Origin of the sequence: Pseudonocardia broussonetiae (assembly GCF_013155125.1) — a bacterium.
Lineage (GTDB): Bacteria > Actinomycetota > Actinomycetes > Mycobacteriales > Pseudonocardiaceae > Pseudonocardia > Pseudonocardia broussonetiae.
The window spans coordinates 5,268,685-5,282,979 of sequence record NZ_CP053564.1 but is presented as its reverse complement, the minus strand read 5'-3'; the positions used below and the strand labels follow the sequence as shown (position 1 = coordinate 5,282,979).

The 14,295-nt window shown below is 74.2% G+C and carries 11 protein-coding genes; 7 read left to right on the top strand and 4 right to left on the bottom strand.

Annotated elements, in window-relative coordinates; translation table 11 throughout:
* Positions 1–116: 116 nt before the first annotated feature.
* Complete coding sequence (locus HOP40_RS36500) at positions 117–836, top strand: DUF742 domain-containing protein (RefSeq protein ID WP_172162906.1); 720 nt, start codon at positions 117–119, stop codon at positions 834–836.
* 83 nt (positions 837–919) lie between these two features.
* The gene (locus HOP40_RS25615; RefSeq protein WP_172162903.1) at positions 920–2,122 is read left to right on the top strand and encodes an acyl-CoA dehydrogenase family protein; all 1,203 of its coding nucleotides are present in this window, start codon (positions 920–922) and stop codon (positions 2,120–2,122) included.
* 3 nt (positions 2,123–2,125) lie between these two features.
* Here the strand turns inward: HOP40_RS25615 and HOP40_RS25610 are convergent, their stop codons facing one another.
* From HOP40_RS25610 to HOP40_RS25600, 3 genes are all read right to left on the bottom strand, one after another.
* The gene (locus HOP40_RS25610) at positions 2,126–4,255 is read right to left on the bottom strand and encodes a putative bifunctional diguanylate cyclase/phosphodiesterase (protein WP_172162900.1); all 2,130 of its coding nucleotides are present in this window, start codon (positions 4,253–4,255) and stop codon (positions 2,126–2,128) included.
* 87 nt (positions 4,256–4,342) lie between these two features.
* Positions 4,343–4,720 (bottom strand): hypothetical protein, encoded by a 378-nt coding sequence (locus tag HOP40_RS25605; RefSeq protein ID WP_172162897.1) that lies wholly within the window; start codon positions 4,718–4,720, stop codon positions 4,343–4,345.
* Between the two features lie 1,022 nt (positions 4,721–5,742).
* Complete coding sequence (locus HOP40_RS25600) at positions 5,743–8,292, bottom strand: DEAD/DEAH box helicase (RefSeq protein ID WP_172162893.1); 2,550 nt, start codon at positions 8,290–8,292, stop codon at positions 5,743–5,745.
* Positions 8,293–8,361: 69 nt separating this feature from the next.
* Here HOP40_RS25600 and HOP40_RS25595 point away from each other — a divergent pair, with 69 nt between their 5' ends.
* The 4 genes from HOP40_RS25595 to HOP40_RS35580 all read left to right on the top strand — a co-directional run bounded on the left by HOP40_RS25595 (position 8,362) and on the right by HOP40_RS35580 (position 13,462).
* Positions 8,362–9,885 (top strand): ATP dependent DNA ligase, encoded by a 1,524-nt coding sequence (locus HOP40_RS25595; RefSeq protein ID WP_172162890.1) that lies wholly within the window; start codon positions 8,362–8,364, stop codon positions 9,883–9,885.
* Between the two features lie 64 nt (positions 9,886–9,949).
* Positions 9,950–10,663, top strand: a complete 714-nt coding sequence (locus tag HOP40_RS25590) for an HAD family hydrolase (protein ID WP_172162887.1) — start codon at positions 9,950–9,952, stop codon at positions 10,661–10,663.
* Positions 10,660–13,020 (top strand): glycoside hydrolase family 65 protein, encoded by a 2,361-nt coding sequence (locus HOP40_RS25585; RefSeq protein WP_172162884.1) that lies wholly within the window; start codon positions 10,660–10,662, stop codon positions 13,018–13,020. Before HOP40_RS25590 ends, HOP40_RS25585 begins: the two co-directional genes overlap by 4 nt.
* Before the next feature lie 82 nt (positions 13,021–13,102).
* Positions 13,103–13,462, top strand: a complete 360-nt coding sequence (locus tag HOP40_RS35580; protein ID WP_205346911.1) for a TraR/DksA family transcriptional regulator — start codon at positions 13,103–13,105, stop codon at positions 13,460–13,462.
* A 9-nt stretch (positions 13,463–13,471) separates the two neighbouring features.
* Here HOP40_RS35580 and HOP40_RS25575 read toward each other — a convergent pair whose 3' ends face one another.
* On the bottom strand, positions 13,472–13,678 hold the full coding sequence (locus HOP40_RS25575) for a hypervirulence associated TUDOR domain-containing protein (protein ID WP_172162881.1): 207 nt from the start codon (positions 13,676–13,678) through the stop codon (positions 13,472–13,474).
* 72 nt (positions 13,679–13,750) lie between these two features.
* Between HOP40_RS25575 and HOP40_RS25570 the strand changes: the two genes are divergently transcribed.
* The gene (locus HOP40_RS25570) at positions 13,751–14,293 is read left to right on the top strand and encodes a type 1 glutamine amidotransferase domain-containing protein (protein ID WP_172162878.1); all 543 of its coding nucleotides are present in this window, start codon (positions 13,751–13,753) and stop codon (positions 14,291–14,293) included.
* Positions 14,294–14,295: the final 2 nt, after the last annotated feature.

The window sequence follows — 14,295 nt, the reverse complement described above, 5'->3', positions numbered from 1 at the left end:
CGGACGCTACCGACCCGGCCACCGCACCGGGTGAATACTGCTCGCCGGGAGGTGTCGTCATGGCCGTGGAACGACAGCGCAACACGTCGGTAACCCCGGACGTCCAGGGTGCCGTCATGCCCAGCTCTGCCGACGGCCCCCCGGAGATCGGGCTCACCGGCGCGCGCTTCGGCGGCCCGTCGCGCCGGCGCCGGGCGCGGTCGGAGCGGGGCGAGGGGGAGCAGGCGCCCGCCGCAGGGCCCGCCGCTCCCGTCGTCCCCCCGCTGCCCGAGCCCGGCGACGACGGCCCGTCCGTCGGCCTCACCGGGGCGCGCTTCGGCGGCGCCTCCCGGTCCCGGCGGCGGACCGCGCGTCCCGGGCCGGCCGCCCTGCGTCCCGCGCCGGTCCACCCGGCCCCCGCTGCCGCCCCGGTCGAGCCCCCGCCGGCTCCGGCCGAGCAGACCCTGCCCGTCGAGCACCTCCTCCCGGTGTCGGACCTCCCGGTGCCGGACGGGGCCCCGCACGCGGCACGGGCGGAGTCGCTCGTGCGGCCCTACGTCCTCACCGGCGGCCGCACCCGCGCCCGCGTGTCGTTCGCGGTGGAGGCGCTCGTCACGGCCACCGGCCCCGCGCGCCCGGGGGAGCCGCTCGACCACGCCCGCATCCGTGAGCTGTGCCGCGGCCCGCGCTCGGTCGCCGAGGTCGCCGCGCTGCTGGGCGTCCCGCTCGGCGTGGCGCAGGTCCTGCTGGCCGACATGCTCGACGCCGGGGCCGTGCAGGTCCACCGCACCGCCGACGCCGGCGGTCCCGACCTGGCGCTGATGGAGCGGGTGCTGTCGGGGCTGCGCCGCCTCTGACCGGCCCCGGACGGCCCGCCCGTCCGGGTGGGACCGGTCACCCCGAGGTCGCGCCACCCGCCGCGGTGTGGCACAACAGGCGGGTGACCACCGTGGATCCGCTGCCGCCGCCCGTGCCCGTCGTCGCCCCGCCGTACCACACGCCCGAGCGCGAGGAGCTGCAGACGCGGGCCCGGCGGTTCGCCGCGGAGCGCGTGCTGCCGGTCGCCAACGAGCTCGACCCGGTGAAGGGCGAGATCCCGCGGTCGCTGCTCGACGAGATGGCCGACGAGGGCTGGTTCGGCATCACCGTCGACCGCGAGCACGGCGGCATGGGGCTGGGCGCGTTCGAGTACTGCATGGTCGCCGAGGAGCTGGCCCGCGCCTGGATGAGCGTCGGCAGCATCATCGCCCGCGCGCAGGGGGCGGGCACCGGCGTCTCCGACCCGACCCGCCGCGCGGAGCTGCTGCGGCGCAGCGCGAAGGGGCAGTGGATCGGCGCGATCGCGCTGTCCGAGCCCGACGCGGGGTCCGACCTCGCCGGCGTCGCCACCCGCGCCGTCCGCGACGGCGACGAGTTCGTCGTCACCGGCCGCAAGCGCTGGACCGGCAACGCCAAGGCGGCCGACTTCATCCAGGTGCTCGTCCGCACCGCCGACCCGGGCCCGGACGAGAAGCGCTCCGCCGGCCTCGCGACGCTCCTGGTGGAGAAGGAGCGCGACGGGTTCCCCGAGGGCATCACCGGCTCGCCGATCGACAAGATCGGCTACCACGGCTTCGTCACGTGGGACCTCGAGTTCGACGGCTTCCGCGTGCCGGTGGCCAACCAGATCGGCACGGCGGGCTTCGCCGACGCCCAGAAGTGGCTCAACATCGCCCGCGTGCACACCGCCGCGCGGGCCGTCGGGCTGGCGCGCGCGGCCGTCGAGGACTGCATCGTCTACCTGCAGGACCGCGAGCAGTTCGAGCACCCGATCGGCGACTTCCAGGCCGTGCGGTTCACCCTCGCCAACATGGCGGCGCGGGTGGAGCAGGCGCGGGCGTTCTACCAGCACGTCGCGCACCTGATCGACCTCGGGCAGCCGTGCGAGCGTGAGGCCGCGATGGTGAAGCTGATGGCCACCGAGATGGCCGCGGAGGTCACCGGCGACGGCATCCAGCTCCACGGCGGCAACGGCTACACCACCGAGCACCAGGTCGAGCGGCACTGGCGCGACGCCCGGCTCACCACGATCTTCGAGGGCACCAGCGAGATCCAGCGCAAGATCATCGCCGACCGCCTGTTGCCGCGCAGCCCGCTGGGATAGGCCTCAGCCCGACCGCGCCCCGACGGCACCGCCCGCCAGCATCGCGGAGATCGTCGGGGCGTCGGTGGCCGGGGCGTAGTGCCAGCCCTGGCCGATGTCGCAGCCCAGCGCGTGCAGCAGGCGGGCCTGCTCGGCGGTCTCCACGTGCTCGGCGGTGACCGACAGCCCGAGCGTGTGCGCGAGGCGCACGAGATGGGCCAGGACGTCGGCGTCGATCGCGTCGCCGGTGACGCCCGGGCCGGTGCCGCGCCCGGTGACGAACGACCCCGCCAGCTTCAGCACGTGCACCGGCAGCTCGCGCAGGTAGGCGAGGTTGGAGTAGCCGGTGCCGAAGTCGTCGATCGCGATGCGGACGCCGAGCGCCGCGAGGCGGCGCAGCACGACCAGCGGGGCGCCGGTCGTGGCCATCGCGGTGGTCTCGGTGAGCTCGAGCTGCAGCGCGGCGGGCGGCAGGCCGGTCTCGCGCAGCACGCGCGCCACGTCGTCGACCAGCCCGGGCTCGTGGACCTGGCGCACGGCCAGGTTGACGCTGACGAACACGTCCTCGCCGCCCGGTTCGCCGCGCCAGCGCACGGCCTGCGCGCACGCCTGCTCCAGCACCCACCGGCCCAGCGGCACGATCAGCCCGCTCTCCTCGGCGAGCGGCACGAAGTCGTCGGGCCCCAGCGGCCGGTCGTCCCCGGGGCGCTCCCACCGGACCAGCGCCTCGACGCCGACCAGCCGCGCGTCGGCCAGGCGCACCAGCGGCTGGTAGCAGACGATGAACTCCTCGCGGGCCAGCGCGTCGGGCAGCCCGGCGGCGCGGGCGAAGCGCTCGATGTGGGCGCGGTGGCGCTCGGGGTCGAAGAAGGCGCAGCGGTCGCGGCCGTCGTCCTTGGCCCACATGAGCGTGGTGTCGGCGGCCTTGAGCAGCTCCGCGGCCGAGCCGCCGTCGGAGCGCCGGACGACGCCGACGCTCGCCGTGACCGTCACGTCCCGCCCGTCCAGCCGCAGCGGCCGGCGCACGGCGTCGAGGATCCGCCCGGGCACCCGCTCCAGCTCCGCGGCCCCGCCCCGCTCGACGAGGACCACGAACTCGTCGCCGCCCATCCGCGCGACGAGGTGCCCGTCCGGCGCCAGGTCGGCGGTGAGGCGCTGCGCGACGGCCTGCAGGAGCTCGTCGCCGACGGTGTGCCCGAGGGTGTCGTTGACGGCCTTGAACCCGTCGAGGTCGACGAAGCACACGCCGACCTCGCACCCGCCCGTGCGCAGCGCGACGTCGAGCCGCTCCAGGAACAGCGACCGGTTGGGCAGGCCGGTGAGGGGGTCGTGCAGGGCCTGGTGACGCAGGCGGTCCTCGAGGTCGCGGCGCTCGGTGATGTCCTCGACCATCCCGACGATGTACTGCGGCACGTCGTCGGGGTCGCGCAGCAGCGTCAGCACGACCTCCAGGCGCACCGGCCGCCCCTCGGCGTGCCACACCGTCTTCTCCAGGCGCATGTGGTCGAGCGTCCCGGCGAACATCGCGTCGAGGCGGGTCCAGATCTCCGGGTCGTCCTCGGGGTGCACGAACTCCTGGAGGCTGTGCGCGCGGAACTGCTCCGGGGTGAGCCCGAAGATCTCGCCCAGCGCGGCGTTGGACTCCAGCACCCGCCCGTCCAGCGCCGCGACCCCGATGCCCATGGGGGAGGCGGCGAACACCGCGGCGAACCGCGCCTCGCTCGTGCGGCGGGCGCGGTCGGCGGCCGAGCGGGCGGCGAGCGCGGCCAGACCGATCCGCTGCTGCTCGGCGCGCACCCGGTGCTGCACCGCCGCCGCGTAGCCCACGGCGGCGCTCGACACGATCCTCGCCAGCCGGGCCGCCGCGGCCGGCGTGGTGGCGTCGGGGGCGAGGTGCGCGGTGAGGTGGGCGAGGCTCGCGTCGAGCACTCCGAGGTCGGTGAGGCCGGCGAGGACGAGCGCGTGGCCCGCCTCCCGGGCGGCGTCCCCCGCCCTCTCGGGATCCTGCTCGGCCCAGGCGGCCAGCAGGCGGGCGGCAGGGTCACGCAGCATCGCGGCCACCGGGGCCGGGTCCGCGGCCTCCCCGCTCAGGGCGCGCGCCCACGACGCGGCCAGGGCGCCGGCCGCCCCGTCCCGATCGTCGTGGCCGCTCACCCCGGCTCCCGCCTGTCCGGTCTCGCCGCACGGACGCCGCGACGATAGCCGTTGACGATCACTCCGCGCACCGTTCACCCTGGGTGATCAGGCCTCGGGGGTCTGCTTGCGGCGCCCGCCGCGCTGCATGTCGCCGGTGGTGGTGCGGCGTCCGGGGTCGATCAGGCGCTTCCACTTGCCCTGCGCGGCCTGCCGGCTGTTGAGCTGCGCCTGCACCGCGTCGGCCACCTGCTGCCAGGTGAGGCCGTCGGAGCGGAGCTTGCGGATGAGGTCGCGCTCGTAGTAGTCGGCGAGGCGCCGCATCTCGCCCACCAGGGCGTACCAGGCGGCGGCCCCGTCGTGGGTGAGGACCCCGTTCTTGGCACGGTCCTTGAGGCCGTCGAGCTGCTGGGTGATCGACTCCCGCTGCTTGGCGATCGACGGGTCGGCGCGCTCGAGCCACCGCTGGGCTTCCTCGTACTTCATGTGTCATGCATACATTGACGGGGGCGGATGGGCAATCTGTGGTTGACCTTCTTCTCGCTTCGGGACCGGGGCTGCGGGCCGCCCGGCCTGCACCGCCCGACCTTGATCGCCGGGACAATGACGTGGGGGTCGCTCGGGGGACCGTGGTGGCGCGGTTCCGGTGATCACCGCATGCGCACCCCGGGCCGCCAACGTGTCCGGGGCAGCGGGGCCGGCCCGCGCCGCACCGCCCGGCCTTGATCTTCGAGGATGTGACGTGATGGTCGTCAGAGGGGCCGTGGTGGTGCGGTCCTGCCGATCGCCGCCGTCTGATCGCCGGGAGTGTGACGTGAGGGTCGCTCGGGGGACTGTCCTGGTGCGGTTTCGGCGATCATCACCGCCGTGATCGCTCCCCGCCGCACCTCACGGCTGTGGCGCCGACCGTGAGGTGCGGCCGGCGGCGATCAAGGTCAGATGGCGAGAGTCAGCTGTGATCGCCGGGAGCGCACCGTGAGGGTCGTCGGAGGGGCCGTGGCGGTGCGGTCCCGCTGATCACCGCGCCATGATCGACGAGAGTGCGTCGCAGCGGTCGCTGTGGGGACCGTGGTGGTGCGGTTCCGCCGATCACCGCCCTCCGCACCCCGGCCGTCGACGCAACCGGGGCGGCCGCAGCCGAGGCCGGCCCGCACCAGTCGGCCTTGATCGCCGGGAGTGTGGCGTGAGGGTCGTCGGAGGGGCCGTGGCGGTGCGGTTCCGCTGATCACCGTCGCTTGATCGTCGGGAGTGTGACGTGGGGGTCGCTCGGGCGACCGTGGTGGTGCGGTTCTGCGATCATCGCCCTCCGGACCCCGGGCCGTCGACGAATCCGTGGCAGCCGCAGCCGCAGCCGCAGCCGCAGCCGCAGCCGCAGCCGCAGCCGCAGCCGCAGCCGCAGCCGAAACCGGGGCCGACCCGACCCGCACCACCCGGCCTTGATCGCCGGGAGTGCGCCCCAGCGGTCGCTCCGAGGACCGTCACCGCACGGTCCCGATGATCACCGCCCCCTACGCCCCACCCATCGCCTCCACCCCGGTCACCCACACGACCGGCCCGCCCTCCTCGTCCGAGGCGGCCAGGTCGACCTCGGCCGTGACGGCCCAGTCGTGGTCGCCCGCCGGGTCGTCGAGCACCTGGCGCACCAGCCAGCGCTCGGGCTCCTCGGTGATCGTGATGAGCTGGGGGCCGCGGGCGTTCGGGCCGGTGCCGATGGCGTCGAACGTGTCGCCGTGCAGCGCGAAGTACGGGGCCAGGGCCTCGCGCCAGGCGGTGGCGTCCCAGCCGGCGGCGGAGTCGAGCTCGGCGAGCAGGTCCCAGCGGCGGAACGCGGCCAGCTCGACCCGGCGGAACATCGCGTTGCGCACCAGCACCCGGAACGCCCGGATGTTGCGCGTGACGCCGGCGGGCCCGGTGTCGAGCGACGGGGGAGCGACCTCGTCGCCCGCGCCCGCGCCGGCCGCGAGGGCCTCCCACTCGTCGAGCAGCGACGAGTCGGTCTGGCGGACGAGCTCGCCCAGCCACTCGACGACGTCGGTCAGCTCCTCGGTGCGGGCCGAGTCGGGGACGGTCTGGCGCAGCGCGCGGTAGGTGTCGGCGAGGTAGCGCAGCACCAGCCCCTCCGACCGCGCGAGCTGGTAGTGCGAGACGTACTCGACGAACGTCATCGACCGCTCGAACATGTCCCGCGCCACCGACTTGGGCGAGAGCCGCGCGTCCTCCACCCACGGCGCGCCGCGGCGGTAGGTCTCCAGCGCGGCGCCCAGCAGCTCGTCGAGCGGCTTGGGCCAGGTGACGTCCTCGAGCAGCGCCATCCGCTCCTCGTACTCGATGCCCTCGGCCTTCATCGCCGCCACGGCCTCGCCCTTGGCCTTGCTCTGCTGGGCGTAGAGCACCTGGCGGGGGTCGTCGAGCGTGGCCTCGATGATCGACAGGACGTCCATCGCGTACGTCGGCGACTCGCGGTCGAGCAGCTCCACCGACGCCAGCGCGAACGGGGAGAGCGGCTGGTTGAGCGCGAAGTCGAGCTGCAGGTCGCCGACCAGGCGGACGCGGCGGCCCTCGGCGTCGGGCGCGGGGAGCTCCTCGACGACCCCGGACGTCCGCAGGGCCCGGTAGATCGCGATGGCGCGCAGGATGTGGCGGCGCTGGCGGGGGCGCGGCTCGTGGTTGTCCTCCAGCAGGTGGCGCATCGCGGTGAACGCGTCGCCGGGGCGGGAGATGACGTTGAGCAGCATCGCGTGCGACACCTGGAAGTGGCTGGTCAGCGGCTCGGGCTGCGCGGTCTGGAGCTTCTCGAAGCTGACCTGCGACCAGCCGACGAACCCCTCCGGCGCCTGCGTCCGCACCACGCGCTTGCGCTTCTTCGGGTCGTCTCCCGCCTTGGCCAGGCGCCGGTGGTTCTCGACCTCGTGGTCGGGGGCCTGCGCGACGACCGTGCCGACGGTGTCGTAGCCCGCCCGCCCCGCGCGCCCGGCGATCTGGTGGAACTCGCGCGCCTTGAGCGAGCGGGTGCGCTGCCCGTCGTACTTGGCCAGGGCGGTGAACAGCACCGTGCGGATCGGGACGTTGATCCCGACGCCGAGCGTGTCGGTGCCGCAGATGACGCGCAGCAGCCCGGCCTGCGCGAGCGTCTCGACCAGCCGCCGGTAGCGGGGGAGCATCCCCGCGTGGTGCACGCCGATGCCGTGGCGCACCAGCCGCGAGAGCGTGCGCCCGAACCCGGAGGTGAACCGGAAGTTCCCGATGAGGGCGGCGATGGCCGCCTTGTCCTCCTTCGACGTGACGTTGACGCTCATCAGCGCCTGCGCCCGCTCCACCGCCGACTGCTGCGTGAAGTGCACGACGTAGACCGGCGCCTGGTTCGTCGTCGTCAGCTCCTGGATCGTCTCGTGGACCGGCGTGTAGACGTACTGGTAGACCAGCGGCACCGGCCGCTCCACCGACGTGATCACGGCGGTCTCGCGGCCGGTGCGGCGGGTGAGGTCCTCGCGGAAGAAGGAGACGTCGCCGAGCGTGGCGCTCATCAGCAGGAACTGCGCCTGCGGCAACTCGACGATCGGCACCTGCCACGCCCAGCCGCGGTCGGGGTCGGCGTAGAAGTGGAACTCGTCCATGACGACGGAGCCGACGTCGGCGTCGCGCCCCGAGCGCAGCGCGATGTTGGCGAGGATCTCCGCGGTGCAGCAGATGATCGGCGCCTTCTCGTTCACCGCGGCGTCGCCGGTGAGCATGCCGACCTTGTCGGGGCCGAACACGTCGATCAGCGCGAAGAACTTCTCGCTGACCAGCGCCTTGATCGGCGCGGTGTAGAAGGTGCGCTGCCCGCGCGCCAGCGCGGCGGCGTGCGCCCCGATCGCCACCAGCGACTTCCCGGAGCCCGTGGGCGTCGAGAGGATCACGTTGCTGCCCGTGACCAGCTCGATCAGCGCCTCCTCCTGCGCCGGGTACAGGGACAGGCCCTGCTCCTCGAACGCCCAGTCGGTGAACGACTCGACGAGGTCGTCCGGGTCGACGGGTGCCCCGGAGGGGCCGGGCGCGAGGCGGTCGGTGAGCGTCATGGTGCCCCCGATCGTCCCTTGTGCGCTCCTTCCCCGCCGGAGCGGGGCCGGGCGGTTACGGTGACGCCCGTGACGGGGGCGACATCCGACGACGGCGTGCCGCTGCTCGTCCCGCCGATGGTGCCGTCGGTGACCTCGGGCGATCCGCCGACCGGCAGCGACTGGCGGGTCGAGGTGGCGTGGACCGGCCACCGCTGCATCGCCTACGTCCATCCGCCCGGCCCGGGCCGCGAGGGGCGGGTGCGGCTGCTCAGCGGCGCCGACAACTCGATGACCCACGCCTACCCGGAGTTCTCCGCGCCGCTGCTGGCCCGCTGCCCGCCGGGCGGGATGGTGCTCGACGGCACGATCGTCGCGCGGGGGGAGGAGCACGCCGCCCGCCCGCGGCTGCTCAAGCGCCGCCACTCCCGCTACAAGCCCAGCGAGCACGACATCGCGGCGGTCCCGGTCGACCTGCAGGTCGCCGACCTGCTCTTCTTCGACGGCCACGACACCGTCGGCCTGCCCTACCGCGAGCGGCGCGGGCTGCTGGAGGGCCTCGGGCTCAACGGCGCCCCGGTCTGGACGACGGCGCTGTTCCCGGCCACCGAGCTCGGCTCGATCATGCGGATCGCCGCGGCCGAGGGGATCGACGCCTTCCACGCGCGGCACCTGGGCGCCCGCTACCGGCCCGGGGGGCGCTCCAAGTTCTGGCTGCGGGTGCCGGTGCAGCGCACGCGCCAGGTCGTCATCGGCGGCTGGACCCCGACCGACCCGCACCGCCCCGACACCATCGGCGCCCTGCTGCTGGGCGTGCCCGACGGCGACCGCCTGCGCTACGTCGGACGCGTGGGCATCGGCGTCGACGAGCGCCGCCGGCTCGATGCCGACCTGCGCGGATCGGCCCGCGACGCGTCGCCGTTCACCGGCCCGCTGCCCGCCGACGCCGCCCGGCACGCCGTCTGGGTGCTGCCCGACCTGGTCGGGCTCGTCGAGTTCACCGGGTGGGTGGGCGGCACGCGGATGCGGCTGCCGATGTGGCGCGGGCTGGCCCGGTTCGAGGACCTCGACGACTCGCAGTGGGCGGTGCCTCCGGTGGTCACCGCCCCGGCCCCCGCCCCGGCGCCCGCGGCCCCGGAGCCGGCCCCGCCCGAGCCCGAAAAGCCCCCGCCGCCGCCGGAGACGGAACGGCGCCTCGAGCAGCACTTCGTCTACAACTCCCTCAACACCATCGCGGCGCTCATCCGCACCGACCCGCTGCGCGCCCGCGAGCTGCTGTTCGGGTTCGCCGACCTCTCCCGCACCGCCGACGGCCCGCCGGAGAGCACGCTGGGCCGCGAGCTGGAGACCGTCCGGGCCTACCTGGCGATCGAGCAGGCCCGGTTCGGCGCGCGCCTGGGCGTGACCACCGAGGTGGAGCAGGGCGTCGAGCCGGTGCCGGTGCCGACGATGGCGGTGCTGTCGATGGTCCGCGACGCCGTGCAGCGCGGCATCGAGCCGCGGCGCGAGGGCGGGGTGCTGGCGCTCTCGGTCCGCCGCGTGGACGCCGGGTGCGAGGTCGTGGTGACGGCCGCGGCGGGGGAACCCGCGGTGCTGGTGCTGCCCACCGGCTGAGAACGCAACGTGATGGTGACGGCCGCCGCACCGCGGTGATCTTCCCAGTCGGTACCGTGCGCCCATGCTGGGCCTCCCCGACGGCACGCGCGCGTGCCTCTTCGACCTCGACGGCGTCCTCACCGACACCGCGAGCGTCCACGCCGCCGCGTGGAAGCAGATGTTCGACGACTTCCTGCGCGCACGCGACGGCGTCGGCTTCCGCCCCTTCGACGTCTCGGCCGACTACGGCCCCTACGTCGACGGCAAGCCCCGCCTGGACGGCACCGACTCGTTCCTGCGCTCGCGCGGGATCGTGCTGCCCCCCGAGGAGCTGGTGCGCCTGTCGACGATCAAGAACGACCTGGTGCAGGAGAAGATCGTCACCGTCGGCGTCGAGGTCTACCCGGGCTCGGTGCGCTACCTGCGGGCCGTCCGCGAGGCGGGCCTGGCCACCGCGGTCGTGTCGTCGAGCGCGAACGCCGAGCAGGTGCTGCGGGTCGCCGACCTCGCGCAGTACATCGACCACCGCGTCGACGGCGTCACGGCGAAGGAGCGCGGGCTGCCCGGCAAGCCGGCCCCCGACACGTTCCTGGCCGCCGCCGCCGACCTGGGCGTCGACAAGGCGCACGCCGTGGTGTTCGAGGACGCCCTCGCCGGCGTCGCGTCCGGGAAGGCCGGGGGCTTCGGCTTCGTCGTGGGCGTCGACCGGCTCGACCAGGCCGAGCAGCTGCTGGCGCAGGGCGCCGACGTCGTCGTGCAGGACCTCGCCGACCTCCTGGGAAAGGACCTGACGTGAGCCCCGATCCCGGACGCGCGTTCCTGGTCGAGCCGTGGGTGGTGCGCGAGCCGCACCTCGACCTGCAGGCGCTGGGCCAGGCCGAGTCGGTCTTCGCCCTGTCGAACGGCCACATCGGCCTGCGCGGCAACCTCGACGAGGGCGAGCCGCACGACACCCCCGGCACCTACCTCAACTCGTTCTACGAGAAGCGCCCGCTGCCCTACGCCGAGGGCGGCTACGGCTACCCCGAGTCCGGGCAGACGATCATCAACGTCACCAACGGCAAGCTGATCCGGCTGCTGGTCGAGGACGAGCCGCTCGACCTGCGCTACGGCCGGGTGCACCGCCACGAGCGCGTGCTCGACCTGCAGGCGGGCACGCTCACCCGCGAGGTCGAGTGGGAGTCCCCGGCGGGGCGCAGGGTCAAGCTGCGCACCGAGCGGCTGGTGTCGCTCACGCAGCGCGCGATCGCCGCGATCCGCTACGAGGTCGAGGTGCTCGACGCGCCGGCTCTGCTGGTCGTGCAGTCCGAGCTGGTGGCCAACGAGGCCCTGCCGTCGATCGACGAGGACGACCCGCGCGTCGAGGCGGCGATGACCGACCCGCTGGTCGCCGAGCAGCACCGCCACAGCGAGACCAGCGCCACGCTCGTGCACCAGACGCGCGCGTCCGGGCTGCGGGTGGCCGCGGCGATGGACCACGAGGTGCACGGGCCCGCGGGCCTGCAGATCACCTCGGAGGCCAACCCCGACATCGCCCGCACCACCGTCATCTCGCGGCTCAAGCCGGGGGAGAAGCTGACCGTCGTCAAGTACCTGGCCTACGGCTGGTCCTCGCGGCGCTCCCTCTCGGCCGTGCACGACCAGGTGCGGGCCGCGCTGGCCGCCGCCCGGTACACGAGCTGGCAGGGACTGGTCGACGAGCAGCGCCACTACCTCGACGACTTCTGGCTCACCGCCGACATCGAGATCGACGGCGACGCCGAGCTGCAGCAGGCCGTCCGCGTCGCGATCTTCCACGTGCTGCAGGCCGGCGCCCGCGCCGAGCGGCGGGCCATCGGGGCCAAGGGCCTCACCGGCCCCGGCTACGACGGCCACACCTTCTGGGACACCGAGACGTTCTGCCTGCAGCTGCTCTCGCACGTGGCCCCGGACGCCGCGGCCGACGCTCTGCGCTGGCGGCAGTCGATCATCCCGCTGGCCAAGGAGCGCGCCGAGCAGCTGGGGCTCAAGGGCGCGGCGTTCCCCTGGCGCACCATCCGCGGCCACGAGTGCTCGGGCTACTGGCCCGCGGGCACGGCGGCGTTCCACATCAACGCCGACATCGCCGACGCCGTGCGCCGCCACGTCGCGGCCACCGGCGACGTCGAGTTCGAGAAGGAGGTCGGGCTCGAGCTGCTCGTCGAGACCGCCCGGCTGTGGCGCTCGCTGGGCCACCACGACTCGGCCGGGCAGTTCCGCATCGACGGCGTCACCGGGCCCGACGAGTACACCGCGATCGTCGACAACAACGTCTACACCAACCTCATGGCGCAGCTGAACCTGCGCGTCGCCGCCGAGACCGCGGCCCGGCACTCCCGGGCGGCCGCCAAGCTCGGCGTCAACGCCGAGGAGATGGCGAGCTGGCGCGACGCGGCGTCGTCGATGCGGATCCCCTACGACGAGTCGCTGGGCGTGCACCCGCAGTCGGAGGGCTTCACCGACCACCAGGTGTGGGACTTCGAGGGCACCAAGCCCGACATGTACCCGCTGCTGCTCAACGTCCCGTACTTCGACCTGTACCGGAAGCAGGTCTCCAAGCAGGCCGACCTGGTGCTGGCCATGCAGCTGCGGCCCGACGCGTTCACCCCCGAGCAGGTGGAGCGCAACTTCGCCTACTACGAGGCCATCACTGTCCGCGACTCGTCGCTGTCGGCGTGCACCCAGGCCGTCATGGCCGCCCGGGTCGGGCACCTGGACCTGGCGTTCGACTACCTCGCGGAGTCGGCGCTGGTCGACATCAACGACCTCGCCGGCAACTCCGACCACGGCGTGCACATCGCCTCGATGGCCGGCACCTGGATCGCGGTCGTACAGGGCTTCGGCGGGATGCAGTGCGACTCCGCGGGGCTGCGGTTCTCCCCGCGGCTGCCCCCGGCGCTCTCGCGGATCTCGTTCGGGCTGCGCTGGCAGGGGCGCCAGCTGCGGGTGCAGATCACGCCGGAGGGCGCGGAGTACCACCTGGTCAGCGGCCCGCCGATGCGCCTGACGCACCACGGCGAGCCGCTCGCGCTGGCCGAGCAGCCGGTGCTGCGGCCCGTGCCGGAACCGGTGCGGGTCGAGCCCGTCGAGCAGCCGTTCGGCCGGGCCCCGAAGGCGCGCCACCCCGGCGGCTGACGGCGCCGCGGGCGGGGTTTCCGGCGCCGCCGGATCGGGGTATGCGCAGGGGTTCACGTCTCCCCACCGGAAGGACCCCACCGTGGATCTGGACCGCGCCCGCACCCTGCTGACCGACGAGCTGTCCGAGCTCGACGACCGCGCCCGCTTCGCCCGGGAGAGCCGCGAGGACGCCACGGCCGACACGCTGGGCCAGGAGGGCGCGCTGGGTCAGCACCCCGGCGACTACGGCACCGAGGTGGCCACCACCATGGACGCCGAGCACCTGGTCGCGGCCGTGTCCGACCAGCGCCGCGCGGTGCAGGACGCCCTCGGCCGCATCGAGGACGGCACGTACGGCCGCTGCGCGGTCTGCGACCGGCAGATCGACGACGAGCGCCTGGAGGCCCGCCCGGAGGTGCCGACGTGCCGCGAGCACGCCGACACCCCGGTGCTGAGCTGACCCGGGCGGCTAGTCCTTCTCCAGCGCGCCCGGCTTGTGCACCGCGTCCTTGCCGCTCTTGTCGCTGCGCACGCGGTACTGCGGGTCGTCCTTCGACGCCCGCACGGTGCGCCCGGCGGCCTCGGTGTCCTTCGTGATCTCCTCCTCGACGGTCCCCTCGGCCGTCGACCCGTGGGACTTCCAGCTGACGTGGTCACCCTTCTTGATCTCACTCATGGGCCGGGCATACCCCCCGCGGGGCCCGGGTAGACCCGGAGGGACCCCAGTTCCGACCGAGGAGGACCCCCCATGGCAGGCAGGCTGGACGGCAAGCGCATCGCGATCCTGGCCACCGACGGCGTCGAGCAGGTGGAGCTGACCACCCCGCGCGACGCGGTGGTCGCGGAGGGCGCGATGGTCCACCTCGTCTCGCTGTCCGACGGGAAGATCCAGGCGATGAACTCCGACATCGAGCCCGCGGACACGTTCCCGGTGGACCGCGTCGTGGGGCAGGCCCCGCCCGACGAGTACGACGGGCTGCTCATGCCGGGCGGCACCGTCAACGGCGACAAGCTCCGCGTCGACGAGGACGTCCGCTACTTCGTGAAGGCGTTCGTGGACTCGGGCAAGCCGGTCGGCGCGATCTGCCACGCCCCGTGGGCGCTGATCGACGCAGGTGTCGCGCAGGGCCGGACGCTCACCGCGTACCCGAGCGTGTGGACCGACCTGCGCAACGCGGGCGCCACCGTCGTCGACGAGGAGGTGTCGGTGGACGGCAACCTCGTCACCAGCCGCAGCCCCGACGACCTGCCGGCCTTCTCCGCCGCCGTCGTCGACGCGTTCGCGGGCTAGCC